This window comes from Streptomyces phaeolivaceus, assembly GCF_009184865.1.
Lineage (GTDB): Bacteria > Actinomycetota > Actinomycetes > Streptomycetales > Streptomycetaceae > Streptomyces > Streptomyces phaeolivaceus.
On the sequence record NZ_CP045096.1, the window covers coordinates 3911247 to 3936189 of the forward strand.

Sequence of the window (24943 nt, forward strand, 5' to 3'; positions counted from 1 at the left end):
AGCCCGCCCACGCGGTCCTCCCCCACTAGCGAAAGCAGCGGATGTGAGCCAGGTCCTCCACACACCGCCCCCGACCACGGCGGACACCCCCCAAGCCGCCCAAGCGACGCAGGCCACCCGGTCCGCCCGTGCCGCCGAGACCCCGGCCCGGCTCGCCGAGCGGTACGGCCTCAGCGTCAGCGGGGCCCGCCCCTCGCTCGGCGCGTACGTACGGCAGCTGTGGGCCCGGCGGCACTTCATCACCGCCTTCGCCACGGCGAAGCTGACCGCCCAGTACAGCCAGGCGAAGCTGGGCCAGGTCTGGCAGATCGCGAACCCGCTGCTCAACGCGGCGGTCTACTACCTGATCTTCGGTCTGCTGATGGGCACCAAGAAGGGCGTCCCGGACTACGTCCCGTTCCTGGTGACCGGTGTGTTCGTGTGGACCTTCACCCAGAGCTCGATCATGGCGGGCACCCGGGCCATATCGGGCAGCCTCGGCCTGGTCCGGGCCCTGCACTTCCCCCGGGCCTCACTGCCGCTGTCGTACTGCCTGCAACAGCTCCAGCAGCTGCTGTTCTCCATGGCCGCGCTGGTCGTGATCCTGCTGGCCTTCGGTGTGCCGGTCGCCATGTCCTGGCTGCTGATCGTCCCCGCGCTGACGCTCCAGTTCGTGTTCAACGCGGGCGTCGCGATGGTGATGGCACGGATCGGCGCCAAGACCCCCGACATCTCGCAGCTGATGCCGTTCGTGCTGCGTACGTGGATGTACGCGTCCGGCGTGATGTTCAGCATGGACCACATCCTGGCCGACCGGGACATGCCGGCCGTCGTGCACCTCCTGCTGGAGCTGAACCCGGCCGCCGTCTACATCGACCTCATGCGTTTCGCGCTGATCGACAGCTTCCACGCGGGCCAACTGCCCTCCCACGTCTGGGCGATCGCCGCGGGCTGGGCGCTCGTCGCGGGCGTCGGCGGGTTCATCTACTTCTGGAAGGCTGAGGAGACGTACGGCCGTGGCTGACATCACCATCACCCCCACCTCCACCTCCACCTCCACCTCCACCGTTCCGGGCACACGGCAGGCAGCCGACCAGGCCGCCGCCCCTGCCGAGCCGATCCCCACCGTCGTCGTCGACTCCGTCGACATCGTCTACCGCGTCAACGGCACCGGTGCCGGGCGCGGCACCGCCACCGCCGCGCTCAACCGCATCCTGCGGCGGAAGAAGTCCGAGCAGGCGGCCGGTGTCCGCAAGGTGCACGCCGTACGGAACGTCTCCTTCACCGCGTACCGGGGCGAGGCGATCGGGCTGATCGGGACGAACGGCTCCGGGAAGTCGACCCTCCTCAAGGCCGTCGCCGGACTCCTCCCCGTCGAGAACGGCCGTATCTACACCGACGGCCAGCCGTCCCTGCTCGGCGTCAACGCGGCCCTGATGAACGACCTGACCGGCGAACGCAACGTCCACCTCGGCGGGCTCGCCATGGGCATGTCCCGGGAGCAGGTGAAGGAGCGGTACGAGGAGATCGTCGACTTCTCCGGCATCAACGAGAAGGGGGACTTCATCACGCTCCCCATGCGCACGTACTCCTCCGGTATGGCGGCCCGGCTGCGGTTCTCCATCGCCGCCGCCAAGGACCACGACGTGCTCCTCATCGACGAGGCCCTCGCCACCGGCGACCGCTCCTTCCAGAAGCGGTCCGAGGCGCGCATCCGCGAGCTGCGGAAGCACGCCGGCACGGTGTTCCTCGTCAGCCACAACAACAAGTCGATCCGGGACACCTGCGACCGGGTGCTGTGGCTGGAGCGCGGGGAACTCCGTCTGGACGGGCCCACGGACGAGGTGCTGAAGGAGTACGAGAAGTTCACCGGCGGGAAGAAGTAAGTCGCCCGACTCCCCTCGCTGTTCACCTCTCCAGGAACGTGAACAAGGCCTCCCACCTGTCCACGATCTCCTCCACCCCGTACCGCCGAATGTTCTCCCTCGCCCTGTCCCCCATGCGGTCCCGCTCCGGCGAGGACGAGGAGTTGTTGAGGAAGCAGTGCACGGCGCTCGGCCTCGACGCGTCGGTGTCCTGGATGGGCCGTACGCACGATGTCCCGGGCGCCCTGCGCGGCGGCTCCGTCTTCGCCCTGTCCTCCCGGGGCGAGGGCTTCCCCCTCGCCCTCATGGAGGCCATGGCGATGGGCGTCCCGTGCGTCGCCTTCGACTGCGCGCCCGGCGTCCACGAGATCGTGCGCGACGGGGAGGACGGGCTGCTCGCCGCCCCCGGCAACACGGGTGAACTGGCCCGCCGACTGGACCGGTTGATGGCAGACAAGGCGTTGGCCTCGTCGTTGTGGACGATCACGACGACGGACATGGCGGGTCGCCCGGACTCGGCGGACATGGCGGGTCGCTGATCCACGCCGGTATTCACCCCATCGGTTCCGTTCATCCCTGCTTCCGCCCTCTCTACGCGGTCGCGCGCCTTCGGGCCACCTGGGTAGATGTCAATGGGTGAGTGCGGGTTCCGCGCCCGCGATACGCTCCGCGGACAGGCTGAGCGGAGGGGGCGGTCGATGCGCGGGGTGGTACCTGAGCCGCTGCGGAGGGACGATCCGCGCGAGATCGCCGGGTATCCGCTGTACGCCCGGATCGGCGAGGGCGGCATGGGGACCGTCTATCTCTCCCGCAGCCGGGGCGGCCAGCCGGTCGCGCTGAAGCTGGTCCGGCAGGAGTACGCCGACAGCCCCGCCTTCCGTGAGCGGTTCGCCCGCGAGGTGGCCGCCGGGCGCCGGGTCTCCGGCTACCACCTGGTGCCGATAGTCGACCACGACGCCGATGCCGGGCGCCCCTGGCTGGCCACGCACTACGTCCCGGGCATCCCCCTCGACCAGGCCCTGGAGACACACGGCCCGCTCCCCGTCCCGACCGTCCTGCAACTGCTGGCCTGCGCCGCGTACGCGCTGGACGCCGTGCACACCGCCGGGGTCATCCACCGCGACGTGAAGCCGGGCAACCTGCTGCTCGCCGCGGACGGGCCCTGGCTGCTCGACTTCGGCATCGCGCGGGCGGCGGGCGCGGCCACCCTCACCACCGCCGGACGCCTCATCGGCACCCCGCGCCACATGTCCCCCGAGCACGCCCTCGGCCGCCGGGTGACCTCCGCGTCCGACGTGTTCGCGCTGGGCCTGATCGCCGCGGTCGCCGCGACGGGACACCATCCGTACGGCCGGGGCAACCCGCTGGCCATCGCGACGCGGATCGCCGCCACGGACGTCGCGCCGCCCGCGCTGGACGGTATCGACCGCCCCCTCGTGGACGTGGTCCGCCGCTGCCTCACCGCCGACCCGGACTCCCGGCCCTCGGCCGCCGCCGTCGCCGAACACTGCGCGGGATCGGCCCGCCGGGACGTCCGCGACTTCACCGCGTGGCTGCCGGGGCCGGTCGCCACGTCGGTGACGCTCATCGAAACGGCCTTCCGCACGCTGTCCCTGACCGAGGCCCCCACGACGCGCCGCGCCCCGCTCCCGCCCACGGCCCCGATCACGGTCCGCGACGAGGAGTGGCGCCGCCGGGTCCGCCGAGACCCTTAGGGCTGCGCCCTGCTTTTTCGGCCCGAAGAGCACGGGGCGCAGCCCCGGCTCTTCAGGGGCGCGGGGAACCGCGCGACCAGCCCCCACGCACCCGCACCCACCCGGAACCACAACACCCACCCCAAGTGCCATAAGTGCCGTATAAGCTTCGGACCGCGCCAAGTGCCCACACCGGCACAGGAGTTCGGCACCGCACCGGGGGAGGCTCCCATCAGCAGCAACACTGGCGACATCCTGAGCCCTCTGGGACCGCAGGACCCCAGAGAAGAAGACCTCCGAGTAGCCCGGCGCGCACGCACACGAAAGGGGGCGCCCCGAAGCCATGGGGCGCCCCCTCCGCCGTACCGCTACGCGTGCCCGCGCAGCAGCGTCCGCATCGTCCGCAGCGCCACCGACAGGTTGGCGAGGTCGAACGCGTCGGAGCCCTGGATCTCCTCCAGGGTCGTCCGCGCCCGGCCGAGCAGCGCCGCGTTCTTCTGCTCCCACGCCTTGAAGCGCTGCTCGGGTGTGGAGGAGCCGTTGCCCGCCGACAGCACCTCGGCGGTGAGGGAGGCGTGGGCCGCGTACAGGTCCTCGCGGATCGCCGCGCGGGCCATGGACTGCCAGCGGTCGGCGCGGGGCAGCTCGATGATGCGGTCCATGAGCTGGGTGATGCGCAGCCGGTCGGCGAGGTCGTAGTACACCTCGGCGACCTCCATCGGCGTACGGCCGACCCGGTCGCCGACCGCGACGATGTCGAGCGTGGGGAAGGCCGAGGAGAAGCCCGCGACCTTCGTGGCCAGCTCCTCCGGGACGCCCGCGCCGGTCAGCTCGTCGTGGATCTTCTGGTACCACTCCAGGTCCGCGCCGCGCAGCAGTTTGGGCAGCTCGCTCCAGACCAGGTGCACGCCCTCGGAGAAGAACGCGATGGTCTCGCTGAGCTGGAGCGGCTGCGGCCGCTTGTTGAGCAGCCAGCGCGTACCGCGCTCGACGAGCCGGCGGGAGTGCAGCCGGATCCGGGTCTGGACGCCCGCGTCGACCGTGTTGTCGAGGCCCTCGACCGCGTCCCACACCGCGCCCGACCCGAAGATCGCGCGGGACGCGGTCTGCGCCCGGACGATCTCCTCCAGACAGGCCCCGGTCTCCTCCCGCAGCCGGTGCAGGAAGCTCGTACCACCGGTGTTGACCGTGTCGTTGACCAGCAGCGTCGTCACGATCTCGCGGCTCAGCGGGTGGCTGTCGACATGCTCGGCGAACTGCTCGCGCAGCTGCGTCGGGAAGTACGCGTGCAGCAGCTTGCGCAGGTAGGGGTCGTCCGGGAGGGAGGTGTGCAGCAGTTCCTCGGCGACGGTGATCTTCGTGTAGGCGAGGAGGACGGCCGTCTCGGGGCCGGTGAGTCCGCGATCGGTGTTGAGGCGCTCACGGATCTGCCGGTCGGTGGGCAGGAATTCGAGCGCCCGGTCGAGATGGCCCTCGCGCACCAGGTGGCGCATGAAGCGCTGCTGGGCGTGGAGCATGTCCTTGGACTGGGCGAGGGCGTTGGCGATGGCCGTGTTCTGCGCGTAGTTGTTGCGCAGGACGAGAGCGCCGACCTCGTCGGTCATCTCGGCGAGCAGCTTGTTGCGCTGCTTGACCGTCATGTCGCCCTCGGTGACCAGGCCGTTGAGCAGGATCTTGATGTTCACCTCGTGGTCGGAGGTGTCCACGCCCGCGCTGTTGTCGATGGCGTCGGTGTTGACCCGTCCACCGATCTGCGCGAACTCGATCCGGCCCAGCTGGGTGAGGCCGAGGTTGCCGCCCTCGCCGACGACCCGGACCCGCAGGTCCCCGCCGTCGACGCGGATGGAGTCGTTGGCCTTGTCGCCGACGTCCGCGTGCGACTCGGTCGACGCCTTGATGTACGTACCGATGCCGCCGTTCCACAGCAGGTCGACCGGTGCCTTGAGGATGGCCTTCATCAGGTCGGCCGGGGTCATCTTGGCGACCTTCTCCTCGATGCCGAGGACGTCGCGGATGTGGCCGTTGATCGGGATCGCCTTGGCGGTGCGCGGGAAGACGCCGCCGCCGGTGGAGATCAGATCGGTGTCGTAGTCGGCCCAGCTGGAGCGGGGCAGTTCGAAGACCCGGCGGCGCTCGGCGTACGAGGTGGCCGCGTCCGGGTGGGGATCGATGAAGATGTGCCGGTGGTCGAAGGCGGCGACGAGCCGGATGTGCTCGCTGAGCAGCATGCCGTTGCCGAACACGTCACCGGACATGTCACCGATGCCGACGACCGTGAAGTCCTCGCGCTGGGTGTCGACGCCCAGCTCCCGGAAGTGCCGCTTGACCGACTCCCAGGCACCGCGGGCGGTGATGCCCATGCCCTTGTGGTCGTAGCCGGCGCTGCCGCCGGAGGCGAAGGCGTCCCCGAGCCAGAAGTTGTAGTTCTCGGCGACCCCGTTGGCGATGTCGGAGAAGGTCGCGGTGCCCTTGTCGGCGGCGACGACGAGATAGGTGTCGTCCTCGTCGTGCCGGACGACGTCGGACGGCGGTACGACCTCGCCCGCGACCATGTTGTCGGTGATGTCGAGCAGCGCGGAGATGAAGGTCTTGTAGCTGCGGATGCCCTCGGCGAGCCACGCGTCCCGGTCCACCGACGGGTCGGGCAGCTGCTTGGCGACGAAGCCGCCCTTGGCGCCGACGGGCACGATGACGGTGTTCTTGACCATCTGCGCCTTGACCAGGCCCAGGATCTCCGTCCGGAAGTCCTCCCGCCGGTCCGACCAGCGCAGGCCCCCTCGGGCGACCTTCCCGAACCGCAGATGCACACCCTCGACCCGGGGTGAGTACACCCAGATCTCGAACGCCGGTCGCGGCGCCGGGAGATCGGGGATGGCCTGCGGGTCGAACTTCATGGAGACGTAGTCGTGCGGCTTGCCACCGGCCGCCTCCTGGAAGAAGTTCGTCCGCAGCGTCGCCTTGATGACGGTGAGGAAGGACCGCAGGATCCGGTCCTCGTCGAGGCTCGCCACCTGGTCGAGCGCCGCGTCGACCTCTTCGAGGAGCGCGTCGACGATCTCCCGGCCCGCCCGCTGCCGGTCCGGCGACATCCGCGCCTCGAACAGCGACACGAGCAACCGGGTGGTGTGGACGTTGTTGCGGAGGGTGTCCTCCATGTAGTCCTGGCTGAAGGTGGATCCGGCCTGCCGCAGGTACTTGGCGTACGCGCGCAGCACCATGGCCTGCCGCCAGTTGAGCCCGGCGCTCAGCACGAGCGCGTTGAACCCGTCGTTCTCGGCCTGCCCGGTCCAGGTCGCCGAGAAGGCCTCCTGCACCCGCTCCCGGGCGTCGTCCCCGGCGTAGTCCACGCTCCCGGACTGCGGCCTCGGCATCCGCAGCCCGAAGTCGTAGATCCACGCGGTCGTCCGGTCCGCGCAGCGCAGCTCGTACGGCCGCTCGTCGATGACCTCGACGCCGATGCGGTTGAGGACGGGCAGCACCGCGGAGAGCGAGACGGAGCCGCCCTTGCGGTAGATCTTGAAGCGGCGCTCGTCGGGCGCGGCGCTAACCGGCTCGTACAGGCTCAGCTCGAAGTCCTCGTCCTGTTCGAGCGCTTCGAGGCGGACGAGGTCGGCGACGGCCGTGCGCGGGTTGTGGTCGGCCTTGTACCCCTCGGGGATCGCGTTGCCGTACTTGCGCAGCAGCTCGGCGGCGCGCTCCTCGCCGACCTCGGCGTTGAGCGCCTCGGCGAACCCGTCCGACCAGGACCGGGCGGCCTCGACGAGCTTGGCCTCCAGGCGGTCCTTGTCGGCGTCGCTGAGGTGCTGGAGTTCGGTGCCCGGCTCGACGCGGACCACGAAGTGCAGCCGGGAGAGAATCGATTCGGTGTTCCAGGCGGTGAAGTCGACGCTGATACCGCCCAGTTCCTCCTTCAGGATGTCGATGATCCTGAGGCGTACGCCGGTGGTGTAGCGGTCGCGCGGGAGGTAGACCAGCGCGGAGTAGTAGCGCCCGTACTCGTCCTGGCGGAGGTAGAGCCGCAGCCGGCGGCGCTCCTGGAGGTAGAGCACGGAGGTGACGATGGACCGCAGTTCGTCGGCGGACGTCTGGAACAGTTCGTCGCGCGGGTAGGTCTCCAGGATCTGGAGCAGATCGCGCCCGTCGTGGCTGTTGGGCGAGAACCCGGCGCCCCGCAGGACGTCCTCGACCTTGCGGCGGACGACGGGCACCCGGCGCACGGACTCGGTGTAGGCGGCCGAGGAGAACAACCCTAGAAAGCGCCGCTCACCGATGACATTGCCCTTGGCGTCGAACTTCTTCACGCCCACGTAGTCGAGGTAGGACGGCCGGTGGACGGTGGCCCGGCTGTTGGCCTTCGTCAGGACGAGGAGCTTGTGCTCCCGGGCCTTGGCGCGGGCGTCGGCGGGCAGCCGTTCGAAGGAGGAGCTGACGGGGTGCTGGTCGGGTCCGGAGTGGTGCGGGTCGGACCGCAGGATGCCGAGGCCGGTACCGGCGACGGCGGACAGCGAGTCGTCCTCGCGCAGCTCGTACTCCCGGTACCCCAGGAAGGTGAAGTGGTCGTCGGCGAGCCAGCGCAGCAGCTCGCGGGCCTCCTCCACCTCCTGTTCACGCAGGTCGTCGGCGGTGTGCTCGGCGGGCAGGCCGTCGGCGATACGGACCGCCGCCTCCCGCATCTTCTCCCAGTCCTCGACGGCCTCGCGGACGTCGGACAGGACGCGCAGCAGATCGTTGTTGATCTGCTTGAGGTCCGCCCGGTCGGTCTCGCGGTCGATCTCGACGTGGATCCAGGACTCGATGTGCGCGTCGTGCGGCAGCGTCTCGCCATTGGCCACGGCGGCGGAGGCCGCGGCGACGGCGGCGGTGTCGGTGATCAGTTCGACGAGTCTGCCGGTGACATCGCGCCGTACGACGACCTGCGGATGGATGACGACATGGATCCCGCGCCCCTGCCGTGACAGCTCATTGGTCACGGAGTCGACGAGGAAGGGCATGTCGTCGGTGACGACCTCGACGACGGAGTGGCTGCACGTCCAGCCGTTCTCCTCGACGGTCGGGGTGTGCACCCGTACGTTGGCCGTGCCCTGGGGGCGATTCTCGGCCAGTCGGTAGTGGGAGTGGGCGGCTCCGAAGACGTCGACCGGGTCACGGCCGCTCAGGTCCTCCGGGGCGGTGTGCAGGTAGTAGCGCTGGAGGAACGCGAGCACGGTGTCGTGGTCCGGGATGTCGGACGTGCTCTCGCTCGTCGTCCCAGTCGGTAGATACCCCCCGACCGGGCTGTTCTCAGCTACCCGGGCGGCCCGTTCGAGCAGCTCGGCCTTGGCTTCGTCCAGCTTGGTCTGCATTGTCCTCTGGCTCCTGTCGCGCGCCGTTGCGTGACGCAGAAGGAAGTACGAACTCGTCCCCTCCGACGCGCCACCACGACACGGGGTGTCCGGTCTGATTCGACGCTATGCCGCAGGGTGAGATGAGCGGGGGGTAATCAGCCATTCTCGATACCCGACAAGGGTGTGACGCTGCTCTCGGCGGCGTCCGACCAGTGGGCGCACCCGGCGTCCCGGGAGCCCTGGTGGCTCCCTCCCGCCCGCGAGGACCAGCGACCGCCGCCCGGACACGGATGTCGTCCGTGTCCACCGGGCGCAGGGCAGGGACGAACGCGTCCCCGCGAGCTATCGCGCTGATCACGCCACAAGGCTATCCCTCCGGACGGGGGGCACGTCATGAGCCGTATGTGTACAAAACACGGGCCCGAACTTTGACGTTCCACACAGTGCCCCTCGCGCACTTTTGAGCTTACCTCCGCGCAACCGAGCCTATACGCGCCACCGGGGAAGCCATAGCCTGACGAGGAGAGCCCTGCGGTATCGAGGGGAGCCCACCATGACGGCCAAGATCCGGATCGTGACCGGCGACGCGGCGGAGTCACTGGAGGTCCTGTACCCCTACCAACGCCTCCGCGAGGAGGGGTACGAGGTCCATGTCGCCGCTCCCAGGGTCTGTCGTTCGGATCATGCCGGCTTCGGGTCACGGTGCCTGGTGACCGCCGGTGAGCGGGGCGTGGTGCGTGCGGCCGCAAGGCGGAGGAGGGCGTCGACGCGATGGGGGTACCTCCCGCTCGAACGAAGTCGAGAGTGGGGGAGTCGGCGAGTGACGACAACGCGGCTGGGGGTCCCCCACGCCCTTGAGGCAGTGAGGGAGTGCGTGCCACGCCCCGCGGCCCAGGCGTGATCCGAACGACAGGCCCTAGCCGCGAACAGCTTCGCTTCGTGGTCCACGACTTCGAACCGGGCTACGACACCCACACCGAGAAGCCCGGTTACAGCTGGCCCGCCGACCTGGCCTTCTCCGAGGTCGACCCCGGTCAGTACGTCGCCGTCGTCGTCCCCGGCGGCCGGGCCCCGGAGTATCTGCGCAACGACCCCGAGCTGCGCAAGATCCTGAAGTCCTTCTTCGACACCGACAAACCGGTGGCCCAGATCTGCCACGGCCGCTGCTCACGGCGGCCGTGGACGCGCTGCACGGCCGCCGCGTCACCGCCCACCCCGCGCTCGAACTCGACAAGCAGGCCGCCGGCGCGACCTTCCAGGACGCCGAGGCCGTCGTCGACGGCACCCTCGTCTCCGCCCGCGCCTGGCCGGACCACTCCGGCTGGATGCGGGAGTTCCTCACGGTGCTGCGGGCGAAGGCGCCGGTGACGTGAGAGGGGCGAAGGGTAAGGGGGGGCCGGGGTGGTGGGCCGGGGGTTACGCGGCGAGCCGCTCGGCCTCCTCGACGGCCTCCTCCAGGGTGTCCACGACGGGCACCCCGACCCCCTCCAGGCTGGCCCTGCTGTGGGAGCCCCCGGTGTAGAGCACGGCCTGCGCGCCGACATGCCGGGCGGCGACGGCGTCATCGGCGGCGTCCCCGATCACCACGGTCCGTCTCGGCTCCACGCCCACGAGCCGGCGCAGATGCCGCACCATGTGCTCGGTCTTGCTGCCGCCGGAGGGGCCGGTGCGCCCGTCGACCCGCACGAAATGCGGCTCGATCCCGAACCCGCGCACCAGCGGCACCAGTTCCTCGTGCACATACATGCTGAGAATCGACTGACTGCGCCCGGCGGAGAGCCACTCGGTGAGCAGCCCCGGCACCCCCTCGGTCAGCCCGCACCCGATCCGGTGCTCCGCGTAGTACCGGTGAAAGACCACATCCATGGCCTCCCACTCCTCGTCCGTGGGCAGCCGCCCGATCAGCCGCTCGTAGAACTTCGGCACCGGCACGCAGTACAGCTCCCGGTACCGCTCCAGCGTGATCGGCTCGATCCCCAGCTCCGCGAACGCGGCGTTCGTCGCCCCGATGATCGCCTCGTTGTCATGGAACAGCGTCCCGTTCCAGTCCCAGACGATATGCGCCCCGACTCCGTTCATCCCCATACCCAGAACGTACCCCGCACCACCGACAACGCATTCCCCCGGCCTACCCGCCTACCCGCCTACTCAGCTGCGGGCAATCGTGCCGCTAAGGGCGGCACGGGTGGGCGCGGCGGCACCCCGCAAGCGCCGGTGAGCGAAACCCCGCCCCAGCTCAGCCCCGGCCGAGGGCACCGCTCAGCCCCCCAACCCCACAAGGTTCGGAATCTCCTGCGTCGCGTACCAGAGCAGCTCATGATCATCCGCCCCGTCCACGATGAACTGCGCGTCGTCGTCCCCCTGATCCGCCGCCCCCAACGCGTCCGCCGCCTCCCCCACCTCCCCCTCCGCCTCCAGGGAGTCGACATGCACGGCCGCGGCCTTCCCCAACGACACCGGCCCGGCCACCCGCACCTCCCCGAGCGCCACCGGATCGAGCCCCCGATCGGGATCGGCCACCGCGTCCCGGTCCGCCACATCCACGGCCACGACAACCCTCCGCCGAGCCGCCCCCGGATCCACGGCCACCAACCGCAACGACGCGAGCGCCGCCCGGTTCAACGCCGCGTACTCCAACTCCTCGATGTCGTCGGACAGATACCACTCCCGCAGAGCCGGCGTGACGGCGTACGCGACGAACGCCCCCTCCCCCAGCTCACCCGTCTTGTACGCCTCGGCGAGCCCGGGAAGGGTCAGGGGGACGTAGACGCGCATCGCAGTCCGCTTTCGTAGTCGTGGTCTCGGAGCGCCCCGGAGCGTTTCGACGGTTCGTCCGGCGTTCTTCCAGCCCGTTCCCGCGAAGCCCCCGGAGGGCCTTCAGGATACGTGCGGGCGTCCCCTTTCGAGCCCCCGCCCAGCCCTCCGCACGCGTCCACCCCGGGCCCGCCGTCTCACCCGGCACACCCCCGCCCCGCCGGGCCCGGCACCCCTCCCCGTCACCCTGATAGGTGAACCTCCCCCGCCCCCCGTCGGCCCCCCGCGCTCCCTTGCGACGCCCCCCGCCGGTCTCGTACAAGATCCCCAACACCAAGTTACCCACTGGTACTCGCAGCCTCACCGACGAACGGGGATCTCCGATGAACAAGGTCATGACCAGGACCAAGCGCCACCCCGGCACCCGCCCACCCGTCCGCCACGACCCCCGCCGCCCCGGCCGCACCCCGTCCCGCACGACCGCCGCCCCGTCCCTCACCCACCCCCGCCCCACCGACCGCTTCGCCGACCTCCTCCTCGCCGTACTGAGCGGTCGCCGCCCGGTCCACAGCATGCTGCGCCACACCGCGGGCCGGGCCTACGACGACCTGGCCCGGCTCGCCGAACAGGGCCTCCTGCGCTTCACCCACGGCGCCCACCCCGTCGTCCGCGACATCGGCTACTACGTGGCCGACCGCGGCGCCCTGGAGGTCTTCGCCCGCATCGGCGCGGGCGACCGCCTGCGCGCGATGGCCTTCCGCCTGGAACACGGCCCCGACCACCGCTGGCGCTGCACAGCCGTGGAACTCGGCGGCCCGAAGCACCCCCACCCGGACGACGACTGAGCACCCCCACGCCAGGCACACCGGGCACACGCGGCCCGCCCGGCACGCGGCCTCGGCCGGAACGCACGAAGGGCCGGACACCCGAAGATGCCGGCCCTTCACAGCCTCACGGCCTACTACTGCTCACCACTCATGGTCACCGCTCACCACTCATGGTCACTACTCGCCGCTCACCACTCACCGCTCGCAGAGCGGCGGCCCTCACCTACTTCTTACGGCGACGGCTGGTCTTCGCCTGCTGCTTGCGGCGCTCCGCCCGCGTGAGGCCGTCGGCCTCGGAGCGGACGGGCTCGTCCTCGGGCAGATCGCCCTCGACGATGCCGCCCTCGCCGTCGACGGTCGGCGCGGAGAAGTGGAGACGGTCACGGCGCTGCGGGGCCTCCAGCCCCTTCGCACGGATCTCCGGCCGGGACGCACCCGCCTGGGCCGGCACCGCGTCGCTCTTGTCGAGGGACGGCTTCGTGTCCTCGACCGGGACCTCCTCGACCTGCTGCTCGACCTGGACCTCCAGGTTGAACAGATAGCCGACGGACTCCTCCTTGATGCCCTCCATCATGGCGGTGAACATGTCGAAGCCCTCGCGCTGGTACTCGACCAGCGGGTCCTTCTGGGCCATCGCGCGCAGGCCGATGCCCTCCTGGAGGTAGTCCATCTCGTAGAGGTGCTCACGCCACTTGCGGTCCAGCACCGACAGCACCACCCGGCGCTCCAGCTCCCGCATGATCTCGGAGCCGAGCTGCGCCTCACGCGCCTCGTACTGCTCGGTGATGTCGTCCTTGATGGACTCGCCGATGAACTCGGCGGTCAGCCCGGCCCGGTCCCCGGCGGCCTCCTCCAGCTCCTCGACGGTGACCTTCACCGGGTAGAGCTGCTTGAAGGCGCCCCACAGCCGGTCGAGGTCCCACTCCTCGGCGAAGCCCTCGGCGGTCTCGGCGGTGATGTACGCGTTGATGGTGTCGTCCATGAAGTGCTGGATCTGCTCCTGGAGGTCCTCGCCCTCCAGAACGCGCCGGCGCTCGCCGTAGATGACCTCACGCTGCCGGTTGAGGACCTCGTCGTACTTGAGGACGTTCTTCCGGGTCTCGAAGTTCTGCTGCTCGACCTGCGACTGGGCGGAGGCGATCGCGCGGGTGACCATCTTGTTCTCGATCGGGACGTCGTCCGGCACGTTCGCCATGGACATCACGCGCTCGACCATCTGGGCCTTGAAGAGACGCATCAGGTCATCGCCGAGCGACAGATAGAAGCGGGACTCGCCCGGGTCGCCCTGACGGCCGGAACGACCGCGCAGCTGGTTGTCGATCCGGCGGGACTCGTGCCGCTCGGTGCCGAGGACGTACAGCCCGCCGAGGTCCTTGACCTCCTCGAACTCCGCCTTCACCGCCTCCTCGGCCTTCGCGAGCGCCTCGGGCAGGGCGTGCGCCCACTCCTCGATGTGCTCCTCGGGGTCGAGACCGCGCTGCCGCAGCTCCGCCTCGGCGAGGTCGTCGGGGTTGCCGCCGAGCTTGATGTCCGTACCGCGGCCGGCCATGTTCGTCGCGACGGTCACGGCGCCCTTGCGGCCGGCCTGGGCGACGATCGTCGCCTCCCGGTCGTGCTGCTTGGCGTTGAGCACCTCGTGCTGGACGCCGCGCTTGCTCAGCTGCTGCGACAGGTACTCGGACTTCTCGACCGACGTCGTACCGACGAGGATCGGCTGGCCCTTCTCGTGCTTCTCGACGATGTCGTCGACGACCGCCTCGAACTTCGCGACCTCGGTGCGGTAGATCAGGTCGGACTGGTCCTTGCGGACCATCGGCCGGTTGGTCGGGATCGGGACGACACCGAGCTTGTAGATCTGGTGGAACTCGGCGGCCTCGGTCATCGCCGTACCGGTCATGCCGCAGAGGCCGGGCCGTTCCTTGCCGTTGTGGTCGTGGCGCTTGTAGAGGCGGAAGAAGTTCTGCAGGGTGATCGTGGCGAGCGTCTGGTTCTCGTCCTTGATGTCCACCCCTTCCTTCGCCTCGATCGCCTGGTGCATGCCCTCGTTGTAGCGGCGACCGGCGAGGATACGGCCGGTGTGCTCGTCGACGATCATGACTTCGCCGTCCATGACGACGTAGTCCTTGTCCTTCTTGAAGAGCTCCTTGGCCTTGATGGCGTTGTTCAGGTAGCCCACCAGAGGGGTGTTCACCGACTCGTAGAGGTTGTCGATGCCCAGCCAGTCCTCGACCTTGGAGACGCCGGACTCGTGGATGGCGACCGTGCGCTTCTTCTCGTCGACCTCGTAGTCGCCGGTCTCCTCGATGCCCTTGAGGGGCTGGCCGGGCTCGCCCTTCTTCAGACGCGTGACCAGCTTGGCGAAGTCGCCGTACCACTTGGTGGCCTGGTCGGCCGGGCCGGAGATGATCAGCGGCGTACGGGCCTCGTCGACGAGGATGGAGTCGACCTCGTCGACGATCGCGAAGTTGTGGCCGCGCTGGACCAACTCGTCCTTGGACCACGCCATGTTGTCGCGGAGGTAGTCGAAGCCGAACTCGTTGTTCGTGCCGTAGGTGATGTCGCACGCGTACTGCTCGCGACGCTGGGCCGGCGTCATGTTGGCCAGGATGCAGCCGACCTCCAGGCCCAGGAACTTGTGGACGCGGCCCATCATCTCGGAGTCGCGCTCGGCCAGGTAGTCGTTGACCGTGATCAGGTGGACGCCTTCGCCGGACAGCGCGTTCAGATACGCGGGCAGCGTGCCGACGAGGGTCTTGCCCTCACCGGTCTTCATCTCGGCGACATAGCCGAGGTGCAGGGCGGCGCCGCCCATGATCTGCACGTCGTAGTGACGCTGGCCGAGTGCGCGCTTGGCGCCCTCGCGCACGGTGGCGAACGCCTCGGGGAGCAGGTCGTCGAGGGTCTCACCGTCGGCGTACCGCTGCTTGTACTCCTCGGTCAGGGCGCGCAGCTCGGCGTCGGAGAGGTCGACGAAGTCCTCTTCGATGGAGTTGACCTGGTCCGCGATGCGGTGCAGCTTGCGCAGGATCTTGCCTTCGCCTGCACGCATGAGCTTCGAGAGGACGGACACGGGGTTTTGTCTCCTTGCCGATCGGGCCTGGGACGGTCGGTTTCAATGACAGAATGACAGTTGGCAGTTTTCCATCACAGCTTGGGCAACGGCCATCGTAAGCGAGGACCCCGCCGTGCCGGGAGGTCTGGCAGTGACAGCTACCAGGACAACGGGTGGGCGTTGCGGATGGTGCCGCGTTCCGCACACGAAATGCGCGAATTGTGACCGCCCCCTCACGCACCGCCGCGAAGCGGAACCGCCGCGAACAGGATGGCGTCCTTCCGCTCCGCCGAGCAGAATCGCCCGATGGACCCCGTCACCCTGACCACCGAGCGCCTGCTGCTGCGCACCGTGGACCGGCGCGACACCGACAAGGTGTACGCGGCCGCCCAGGACCCTGACATCCAGCGCTGGACCACGATCCCCTCACCGTACTTGCGTGAGCACGCGGCGGGTTTCGTAGAACAGTCCGTCCCCGAAGGCTGGGCCGACGCCTCCATGTTCACCTTCGGCGTCTTCCTGCCCTCCGGTGAACTGGCGGGCATGCTCGGCATCACCATGCGCTCCCCCGGCACAGGCGAGATCGGTTTCTGGGCCACCAGGGAACACCGCCGCAACGGCTACATCACCGAGGCCACCCGCGCCGTCGCCCGCTGGTCCTTCACCGCACTCGGCCTCGACCGCCTCGAATGGCGGGCCGAGGTCGGCAACACCGCCTCCCGCGCGGTAGCCGAACACTCCGGCTTCCACCTGGAAGGCACCCTCAGATCCGCCCTCGACAACAACGGAACCCGCCGCGACTGCTGGCTCGCCTCCCTACTCCCCTCAGACCTCGACCTCCCCGCCACTACCCCGTACCTACCGGCCACCCCACCCGGCCCACCGGGCGCTTAGCCCAAGCCCACACCCCTTCCAGCCCGCCCTCCGCTTGAGAACAAGGCCGCACTCCTTCCAGCCCGTCCGGCGTTTGAGGACAAGGCCGCACCCCTTCCAGCCCGTCCGGCGTTTGAGGACGAGGCCGCACCCCTTCCAGCCCGTCCGGCGTTTGAGGACAAGGCCGCACCCCTTCCAGCCCGTCCGGCGTTTGAGGACAAGGCCGCACCCCTTCCAGCCCGTCCGGCGTTTGAGGACGAGGCCGAAGGCCGACAGGGGGGTCTGGGGGCGCAGCCCCCAGGGGCCGGCCGGGGTCGAAGGGGCAGCGCCCCTGGGGATGGGACGGGTAGGGGCGGCGGGGGCGGAAAACCCGGCACCCGCACCGATCCAAGCCCCAGCACAGCCCCCACACCCACGCCCGTCCCCCTCCCCTCCTCTCCTCTCCCCACCCCATCCCCGCAGCTCACCCCCCACTGTCAGACCCCTCCCCTACCCTGCGGAGCATGACCTCCCTCCCGCGCCCCATCACAGAACTCACCGCAGACGAGGCCCGCCGCATCGCCCTACGGGCCCAGGGCTTCCTCGGCGCCCCGGACCGCAGATCCGGCGTCCGAGGCGTCCTGCGACACCTGGGCGCGGTCCAGCTCGACACCATCTCGGTCCTCGCCCGCTCCCACGAACTCATCCCGTACGCCCGCCTCGGCCCGGTCGGCCGCACCACGGTCGACAGGGCCTACTGGACGGACACGCACGCCTTCGAGTACTGGTCCCACGCCGCCTGCATCCTCCCCATCGAGGAATGGCCCCACTTCGCCTTCCGCCGCCGCGCCTACCGCGCCCGCCCCCACTGGAACCACCAACTCCCGGACGGCGCCTACGACCGCGTCGTCAAACAGCTCCGCACCGAGGGCCCCCTCACGGCCACGGAACTGGGCGGAGCCAAGCGCACCAGCGAGTGGTGGGACTGGTCCGGCGAGAAGGTCGCCGTGGAACGCGCCCTGATGTACGGCGAGGTGGTCTGCGTGGAACGCCGCGGCTGGAAGCGGGTGTACGACCTCGCCGAGCGCGCGATCCCCGCGGACCTCCTCCATGACGACCTGGACGACACGGAGTGCGTACGCCGCCTGGTCCGCCTGGCCGGCGAGGCCCTCGGCGTCGGCACCCGCGCGGACATCGCCGACTACCACCGCCTCAGGGGCGAGCAGTTCGACGCGGTGGTGGCCGACTCGGGCCTGGTCCCGGTGACGGTGGAGGGCTGGGCCAAGCCCGCCTGGGCCGACCCGGCGGCCCTGGCCGCACCTCCGCGCGGCCGGCACCGCACCACGCTCCTGTCCCCGTTCGACTCCCTGATCTGGGAACGGGCCCGCACGGAACGGATCTTCGGCTTCACCCACCGGCTGGAGGCCTACGTCCCCAAACAGAAGCGCGTGCACGGCTACTTCGCGATGCCTGTCCTGTCCGGCGGCCGGCTCGTCGGCCGGGTCGACCCCGCCCGCGACGGCCGCACCCTGGTCGCCAAACAGGTCACCCTCGACGGCCCCAAGGCGGTCCCGGCCGTGGCCCAGGCCCTCCTGGAAGCGGCGACCTGGGTCGACTGCACGGACGTACGCGTGGAACGCGTGGACGCCCCGGAACTGCGCGAGCCTCTGCTGCGCGCCCTGACCTAACGAATCTCGAGAATCTTCTCCCGCATCGCGTACACGACGGCCTCCATCCTGGAGTGCAGCTGCAGCTTCTCCAGGATGTTGCGCACATGGTTCTTCACGGTGTTCTCGGAAATGAACAGCTCTTTGGCGATGTCCCGGTTGTTCATCCCGGTCGCCACCAGTTTGAGCACTTCCAGTTCCCGGTCCGTCAGCCGCGGCGCCGGCACGAGCCGCCGCTCGTCGGTCCGCTGAATCATGGACTTGAACTCGGTGAGCAACTTCGACGCCATCGAGGGGCTGATCTGCGACTGCCCGTCGGCGACCGCGCGAATTGCCGTGGCCACCTCGTCGGTGGAGATCTCCTTGAGGAGATAACCGGTCGCCCCGGCTTTGATCGCGTCGTAGAGGTCGGCCTCCTCGTCGCTGATCGTCAGCATGATGATCTTCGCGCTGGGAGCCACCTCCTTGATGGAGGTGCACGCCTCGATACCACCGCGCTTGGGCATCCGCACATCCATCAGCACGATGTCCGGCAGCAGATCCGCGGCCTTGTCGACCGCCTCCGCCCCGTCACCGGCCTCGCCGACGACCTGGATGTCCTCCTCGGCGGCGAGCACGATCTCCAGACCGCGGCGGAAGAGCGCGTGGTCGTCCACGACGAGAACCCGGATCGGCTCCTTCCGCGGGGAGCCCTCGGCGGAGCCCATACCGACGGCACCCTCGTCGGCGTCCTCGTCACGCATCGGTCCGAAACTGCTGTCCGCCATCGTTCCTCCCCCTGAGGCCGTGGCCTGTGTTCCTGTGCCATTGCCAACCCAAGGCAACGACCCCCCGGTTGGGGCCGGTTCGGCCATGATTTCATGCCCGGCCCGCACTGGGGTGACAGAGCGGGCGGCAAGGGGTCGCACACCGGTGCCCCTGGGGGCGCACAAACGCTCCAGGGGCACCGGCTCAGCTGTCACCCGGCGCGGTCAGCCGCCGAGCGCGCCGCCCGCGGCGTCCGCGTGCGCCTGGGCGACCATCGGGTCCGTACTGAGGTGGATGACGCCGTAGTCGTAGGCGTGCCGCCGGTAGACGACACTGGGTTCCTTGGTCTCGGAGTCGACGAAGAGGTAGAAGTCGTGCCCGACCAGTTCCATCTCGTAGAGAGCCTGGTCGAGGGTCATCGGGGACGCCACATGGGTCTTCTCGCGGACGATGAGGGGGCCTTCGCCCTTCACCTCCAGCGAGCCGATCCGCTTGGTGGGCACGCCGTCCGGCTGCTCCTCGTCGGCGACGTATCCGTTGCCGTTGAGGGTCGCCACGCCCGGGACGTGGTCGGCGACCTCCGCGGCCGTGAGCCTGCGCGCGCCTCGGCGCGTGTAACGCTTGTCGTGCTGCTTGCGCAGCCGGGCTTCCAGCTTGTCCGCCGCCAGGTCGAGCGCCGCATACGGATCGCTTGCCGCTGCCTCCGCCCGGATCACCGGCCCGCGGGAGTGGAGCGTGATCTCCACCCGGTCACTGCGGTCGGCCTGTCGGGGGTTGGGCTCCTTGGACACCTCGACGTCGAGGCTGATCACCTTGCCGTCGAGCTTCTGGATCTTCTCCAGCTTCAGCTTCTCGGCCACGTGCTTGCGGAACCGCTCGGGCACCTCGGTCTTGCGGCCCTTGACGACGATGTCCACGCAGAACTCCGTTCCCGGATCGCTCCGCTCCACTGGCGGAGCATCTCCCTTGTGCACCAGGTTCCGGTGACTCCCGGAACCGCGGACTCGGTGACTTCCACCTCCTCCTCCCCCGTGGGCAAGATCTCCACCCACCGACGCGGGGTGATTCGGAAAATCCGCAGCGCAGCATTCGGATATGTGGTGAACGGCCGGGGCCATTCCCTCACAACCGAACATATCTCGCTCGGACGGATGTCGTCACCCTCTACCGAGACGTACCTCCGTTCAGGTGAATTGGCCCTCTTACCACCTGCAACGATGCAAGATCTCTGTCAGTTCCGGTTTATTTGGAAAGAGTCGGGGGGGCGCGGCGACCACCGCCGCTCTGATGCCGTCTCCGGCTCCCTCCGCACCCGCCATTCCCGTCACCCCTCGTGTTCGCACCGCGTTCTCCGCCATTCGTCGCGCATCGAACTCCCCCGTTCCGGCGGCCCCTCCTTCCCGGGCCGCCCGCACCGCACGTGCCGCCTCCGCGAGCGAGGCACCGGTGGTCATCAGGTCGTCCACCAGCACGACCGCGCCACCGCCCAGCAGCCGGGTACCCCCGGCGGCCACTTCCAGCGCACCCGCGAGGTTGTCCAGCCGCTGCCGGGAGTCCAGCCCCGACTGGTCGGCCACGGTCCGTCGCTGCCGCAGCACCCCGGCCACCCGGGCCGACGTCCCGGTGCGCCGCAGCTCCCCGGCCGCCGCGAGGGCGATCCGCCGGGCCGGGTCGTGCCCCCGCGCCCGCACCGCCCGCCGCGCGGACGGCACCGGAACCAGCAGCACCGGCCCGTCACCGCCCGCCCGTACGGCCCCCGCCAAGGCCGAGCCGAGCGGTCCGGCGAGCGCAAGCGCACCCCTTTCCTTGTGCGCGATCAGCGTGGCCCGCACCGCGTCCTCGTACGGCGCCGCCGCGTGCGCCACGGGCAACCCCGACGGTTCCGGAACCGGCCGTACCCGGCACGGTGCGGCCCCTGTCAGAGCGGCGCGGCACTCCGGGCAGAGCACCGCGCGAGGCCTTCCACAGCCTCCGCACTCGGCCGGCAGCACCAGATCCGTGAGGTCCTGCCACCACCCCCGCATGCCCACCACTGTGCCAACGCGTACGAAGCCCTGCCACCCCTGTGGACAACCGCCTGTGGACAACTCGGCGCAACCACAAGGACGTTGTCACCCACACGAATGACGGGTGCCCAAGAAAGACCGAGCCCCACCACAAAAAGACCGAACAGGGCGAGGACCCGGTTGTGCCGCACAGCACGGCACGGCACGGCACGGCACGGCAGGACATGGCAGGGCGCCGCGGGTCACCCCCGCGGCGCCCCTCGCCCGGCGCTCAGCCCGGATAGACCGGCGCCGACCCTTCCTTGACCACCGTCTGCCACTGCGCGCCCGGTGCCAGCCGGACGATCCCGTCGGCCGAGTGCGCGACCAGCGGCTGGCTCTCGTCCTCCGACGCGGCGACCTCGTCCACCCCGGTGAGCGCGGAGGGCCCGGAGTCCGGCATCGGGGAGCCGTCGACCCGGACGTACCGCACCTGCTGCACACCACCGGATTCGCGCCCCACGACCACGAGCTGGCTGTCGCCCGCCCACGACATGGCGGTGACGTCCTCCAGATCCGGTGTCACGGACCGCAGTTCGACGATCGAGACGGTGGTGCTCTCCGCGTCGGCGTCCCGCTCGATGCGCCCGATGTACAGCGTCCGCTCGCCCTCGTTCTCCAGGATCAGCGCGACCCGCACCCCGTCGGCGGCCACCCGCACCGCCTCGATGCGCCCGTCCAGACCGGGCGTCCGGACCTCCAGCGGCTCACCCATGCCATCCGCCAGGACCAGCAGCCGGGGCTTGTCGGGGTCCCGGTCGGCCACCCACAGATCGCCCCGCCCGTCCCAACTGGGCGTCGTCAGCCGGTCCTTCGTGGTGGCACCGGCACTGCGCAGCACCGGATCGCCGAGCGTGCCCCCCGCCGTCAGCGGCGCCACATACAGCTCGCTCCCGTCGGCCGACACCCCGGCCGCCCGGTCCTCGCCCCGCGACACCGCCGCGGACCGCAGCTGCTTCTCGCCCTCACCGAGCGCACCGGGAACATCCGTCGGTGTGGTCACCGAGTTCCGCTCGGGCAGCCGCACGAGCTTGTGGTCACCGTCGATGAAGTACTCGTACTGCGCGCTCTTGTTGAAGCCGTGCGAGCCGATGATGTCGGCCTCGCCCCCACTCAGCTCGCACAGTTGTGTGCCGGTGGACCCCTGCAGCTCCACCGAGTCCACACCCGTGGGCATGTAGTCCTGGAGCGTGAGGAGGAGTTGGGCGGCCATCTCCCTGCACCGGCTGTCCGAGACCCGGTCGGCCTTCTTGTTCAGCGGCACGACCAGTCTGTTCTGGTCGTCGGGCGTCAGCGCCCGGGTGCCCTTCCGCAGGGCCGTACCGGAGGGGAAACTCGTCCGCGCGACCGGGTTGAGCCAGCTGGTGGGACCCTTCAGCAGGTCCCGGACCACCTGGGTCACCGGGTCGACCTGGCTGCGCACATAGACCGGGTCGGCGACCGTCCCCGGCTCCCCGGACTGCGCGGCGGAGGTGAAGTAGTACTTGTTGATGGACTTGTAGTTGCGCTCGAAGTCCGATCTGCCGAGCACCACCCCCGGCGGCAGCCGGTCGATACGCCACTGCTGGGTGTCCTTCACGCGCGTGAGGTGCACGGTCTTGCTGTACTCCCCACCGGCGGGTGTGTACGCGTGCTGCCCGTCCACCAGGGCGACCTTGGTACCGGACAGCTCGATCCGGGCCTCGTCGGCATCCGGCCGCTTCCCCGTGACATGGGTGTACGGAATGGGCGACGCGACGAGGACCGTGGTCGACTCGCTCGGCTCCCAGCTCTTGAGCGCCTCACCGGTCAGGTACTTGCGCGCGGTCTCATAGTCCAGGTCGTCGCTGGTCAGGGCCTCCAGAAAACCCTGCACGATCTCCTGCGGCTCGGCGTCCTCCGCGGGCGGCAGCGCGAAGACCCGCACCTTCGCGTCCTGCCTCGGCGTGGACTCGACATCACGCATGTCCCCGCTGTCCGGCATCGAGGCGCACCCCGCCAGCAGTACGGACCCGATGCCGAGGTACACGGTCGCCCGCGTCGGACGCCCTCGGCCGCGTCTCACCCGGTCAGCGCCCACGGAATGCCTCCCCCTGCTCGTGCCGCCGCTCCGCGTCGCGCTCCGCCGGCCTCTCCTCCGCCCGCCCCGCACCGTCGTCGGACCGCCGCGCGGGCGGAGCCTGGGGCGGTGGCGCCGACGGACCACCGGGCCGGGGCACCACACGCGCGCCGTTGCCCGGCAGCGCCGTCGGGTCGGCCGTGGGAGCCGCTCCGGCGCCCGGCCGGGGCCCTATGGCCGTCCGCGCGGCCCCGTGCTCACCGGCCTGCACCGGCACCGTGGCGAGCTTGCCGCTGCCGTCGAGCGGGAGACCGGCGTCGTTGAGTCCACGGTTGCGCCGGGAGTCCTTCGGCTCCAGGGGTATCGGGGACCCCCGCAGCGGCTCGTCCGCCGTCCTCGGCAGGGTGAGCCGGAACTGCGAACCGCCGCCCGGCTCGCCCCACGCCTGCAGCCAGCCCCCGTGCAGCCGGGCGTCCTCCAGGGCGATGGACAGCCCCAGTCCCGTACCACCGGTGGTACGCGCGCGTGCCGGGTCGGCCCGCCAGAAACGGCTGAACACCCGGGTCGCCTCGCCCGGCTTGAGTCCCACCCCGTAGTCCCGCACCGCGACCGCGACCGCGCCGCCCGCCGCCGCCAGCTTGACCACGACGTCCTTGCCCTCGCCGTGCTCCACGGCGTTGACCACGAGGTTGCGCAGCACCCGCTCCACCCGCCGGGCGTCGGCCTCGGCCACCACGGGCTGCTGGTCCCCCAGCACCCTTATCCGCGTGCTCTTGCGCTCCGCGAGCGGCTCGGCCCCGCTGACGACCTTCCGCACGACCTCGCGCAGGTCTATCGGCTCGGCCTCCAGGGCCGCCGCGCCCGCGTCGAACCGGCTGATCTCCAGCAGATCCGCGAGCAGCGACTCGAACCGGTCCAGCTGGTCGGCGAGCAACTCGGCCGACCGCGCGGTCACCGGGTCGAAGTCCACGCGCGCGTCATGGATGACGTCCGCGGCCATCCGGACGGTCGTCAGGGGCGTCCGCAGCTCGTGCGACACATCGGAGACGAACCGCCGCTGCATCCGCGACAGGTCCTCCAGCTGCTGGATCTTCAGCTGCAGATTCTGCGCCATCTTGTTGAAGGCCTCGCCGAGCCGCGCGATGTCGTCCTCGCCGCTGACCTTCATCCGTTCCTGAAGCCGCCCGGCGGACAGCCGCTCGGCGATCCCGGCCGCCATCCGCACGGGCGTGACGACCTGCCGCACCACGAGCCAGGCGATGGCCCCGAGCAGTACGACCACGAACAGCCCGGCCGTCGCCAGCGTCCCCTTGACCAGGCTGAGGGACTTCTCCTCCTGGGTGAGCGGGAAGAGGAAGTACAGCTGGTACGTGTCCCTGTTGGGGTCGCTGATCTCCTTGCCGATGATCAGCGCCGGCTGGGACTCCTGGCCGTTGTCGTAGTGGATCCGTGTGTAGCTCTGGACGGCGCTGGTGCCGTCGCCGACGCGCTCGCGCAGCTCCACGGGCACGCTGACGTCCCACCTCACGCCCCCCGAGACACGCGGTCCGAGGCCCCCGGTGTCGCCGTCGGAGGAGGCGGGGCTGAGCGTCACCACGTCAAACGCGCCCTGGCCGCCGCTGGACAGCGAGTTCACCAGGTTGGTCATCCACTCGACGACGTTCTGCACCCGGTCGCCGTCCGGATCCACGATGTCGTTCCCGGCCGCGCTCGCCTCGTCGTCCGCCTTCTGCTCGGCGACCGTGAAACCACCGGTGGCCTGGCTCTGCGAGGCCTTGACCTTGGCGTCCAGCAGACCGTTGCGGACCTGACCGATGACGACGAAGCCCAGCAGCAGCACGACACTGAGCGACATCAGCAGGGTCGTCACGACGATCCTGAGCTGGATGTTGCGCCGCCACAGCCGCATCACGGGCAGCAACGGGCGCCGCACCCAGCGCACGAACAGCCTCAGAACCGGGCTGCCCTGGACTCCGCCGTGGAGCAACCCGCCCTCAAGGAGACGCCCCCAGCGGGAACCCGCCGACTTCCGGCCGACAGGCCGCTCCGCGCGGGTCCCCGGCTGGCCGGGCGCCGAAGCGGCACTGTCACCGGACATG

At 70.1% G+C, this 24943-nt stretch carries 15 protein-coding genes and 3 pseudogenes; 9 read left to right on the forward strand and 9 right to left on the reverse strand.

Annotated elements, in window-relative coordinates; genetic code table 11:
* Window positions 1-43 precede the first annotated feature (43 nt).
* The 4 genes and pseudogenes from F9278_RS18315 to F9278_RS18330 all read left to right on the forward strand — a co-directional run bounded on the left by F9278_RS18315 (window position 44) and on the right by F9278_RS18330 (window position 3559).
* Entirely contained in the window at window positions 44-1003 is a 960-nt protein-coding gene (locus F9278_RS18315) for an ABC transporter permease (RefSeq protein WP_152169337.1), read from the forward strand.
* Window positions 996-1865 carry an ABC transporter ATP-binding protein gene (locus F9278_RS18320; protein WP_404818911.1) on the forward strand — a complete coding sequence of 290 codons (870 nt, stop codon included), beginning with the start codon at window positions 996-998 and terminating at the stop codon, window positions 1863-1865. Before F9278_RS18315 ends, F9278_RS18320 begins: the two co-directional genes overlap by 8 nt.
* 125 nt (window positions 1866-1990) lie before the next feature.
* Window positions 1991-2383 (forward strand): annotated as a pseudogene (locus F9278_RS18325) (glycosyltransferase); the annotation flags it as partial.
* A gap of 159 nt (window positions 2384-2542) precedes the next feature.
* Window positions 2543-3559 (forward strand): serine/threonine-protein kinase, encoded by a 1017-nt coding sequence (locus tag F9278_RS18330; protein WP_193241539.1) that lies wholly within the window; start codon window positions 2543-2545, stop codon window positions 3557-3559.
* 347 nt (window positions 3560-3906) lie between these two features.
* Here the strand turns inward: F9278_RS18330 and F9278_RS18335 are convergent, their stop codons facing one another.
* Complete coding sequence (locus F9278_RS18335) at window positions 3907-8880, reverse strand: NAD-glutamate dehydrogenase (RefSeq protein ID WP_152169338.1); 4974 nt, start codon at window positions 8878-8880, stop codon at window positions 3907-3909.
* A gap of 535 nt (window positions 8881-9415) precedes the next feature.
* On the opposite strand from F9278_RS18335, the gene F9278_RS48725 reads away from it, so the two are divergent.
* Together F9278_RS48725 and F9278_RS18345 are read left to right on the forward strand one after the other, a co-directional pair.
* Window positions 9416-9763 carry a hypothetical protein gene (locus tag F9278_RS48725; RefSeq protein WP_404818912.1) on the forward strand — a complete coding sequence of 116 codons (348 nt, stop codon included), beginning with the start codon at window positions 9416-9418 and terminating at the stop codon, window positions 9761-9763.
* Window positions 9764-9777: 14 nt separating this feature from the next.
* Window positions 9778-10235 (forward strand): annotated as a pseudogene (locus tag F9278_RS18345) (DJ-1/PfpI family protein); the annotation flags it as partial.
* A gap of 43 nt (window positions 10236-10278) precedes the next feature.
* Here the strand turns inward: F9278_RS18345 and F9278_RS18350 are convergent.
* Window positions 10279-10947 (reverse strand): HAD family hydrolase, encoded by a 669-nt coding sequence (locus F9278_RS18350; RefSeq protein WP_152169339.1) that lies wholly within the window; start codon window positions 10945-10947, stop codon window positions 10279-10281.
* Window positions 10948-11121: 174 nt separating this feature from the next.
* Window positions 11122-11637, reverse strand: a complete 516-nt coding sequence (locus F9278_RS18355) for a DUF6912 family protein (RefSeq protein ID WP_152169340.1) — start codon at window positions 11635-11637, stop codon at window positions 11122-11124.
* Between the two features lie 362 nt (window positions 11638-11999).
* Between F9278_RS18355 and F9278_RS18360 the strand changes: the two genes are divergently transcribed.
* Window positions 12000-12461, forward strand: a complete 462-nt coding sequence (locus F9278_RS18360) for an Rv3235 family protein (RefSeq protein ID WP_152169341.1) — start codon at window positions 12000-12002, stop codon at window positions 12459-12461.
* 205 nt (window positions 12462-12666) lie between these two features.
* Here F9278_RS18360 and secA read toward each other — a convergent pair whose 3' ends face one another.
* The gene (gene secA / locus F9278_RS18365) at window positions 12667-15513 is read right to left on the reverse strand and encodes a preprotein translocase subunit SecA (RefSeq protein ID WP_152169342.1); all 2847 of its coding nucleotides are present in this window, start codon (window positions 15511-15513) and stop codon (window positions 12667-12669) included.
* A gap of 288 nt (window positions 15514-15801) precedes the next feature.
* Between secA and F9278_RS18370 the strand changes: the two genes are divergently transcribed.
* Window positions 15802-16389, forward strand: a complete 588-nt coding sequence (locus F9278_RS18370) for a GNAT family N-acetyltransferase (protein ID WP_152169343.1) — start codon at window positions 15802-15804, stop codon at window positions 16387-16389.
* A gap of 482 nt (window positions 16390-16871) precedes the next feature.
* Window positions 16872-18035: a winged helix-turn-helix domain-containing protein gene (locus tag F9278_RS18375; protein ID WP_152169344.1), complete on the forward strand. Its 1164-nt coding sequence runs from the start codon at window positions 16872-16874 to the stop codon at window positions 18033-18035.
* On the opposite strand, the gene F9278_RS18380 is transcribed toward F9278_RS18375, so the two are convergent.
* From F9278_RS18380 to mtrB, 5 genes and pseudogenes are all read right to left on the reverse strand, one after another.
* Entirely contained in the window at window positions 18032-18781 is a 750-nt protein-coding gene (locus F9278_RS18380) for a response regulator (RefSeq protein WP_152169345.1), read from the reverse strand. The genes F9278_RS18375 and F9278_RS18380 overlap by 4 nt on opposite strands.
* Window positions 18782-18985: 204 nt before the next feature.
* Complete coding sequence (gene hpf / locus F9278_RS18385) at window positions 18986-19678, reverse strand: ribosome hibernation-promoting factor, HPF/YfiA family (protein WP_404818913.1); 693 nt, start codon at window positions 19676-19678, stop codon at window positions 18986-18988.
* 314 nt (window positions 19679-19992) lie between these two features.
* Window positions 19993-20785, reverse strand: a pseudogene (locus F9278_RS18395) (ComF family protein).
* 253 nt (window positions 20786-21038) lie between these two features.
* Window positions 21039-22751, reverse strand: coding sequence for an LpqB family beta-propeller domain-containing protein (locus F9278_RS18400; RefSeq protein ID WP_226966799.1), 1713 nt, complete (start codon window positions 22749-22751; stop codon window positions 21039-21041).
* Window positions 22752-22854: 103 nt separating this feature from the next.
* Window positions 22855-24942: an MtrAB system histidine kinase MtrB gene (gene mtrB, locus F9278_RS18405; RefSeq protein WP_152169348.1), complete on the reverse strand. Its 2088-nt coding sequence runs from the start codon at window positions 24940-24942 to the stop codon at window positions 22855-22857.
* Window position 24943 lies beyond the last annotated feature (1 nt).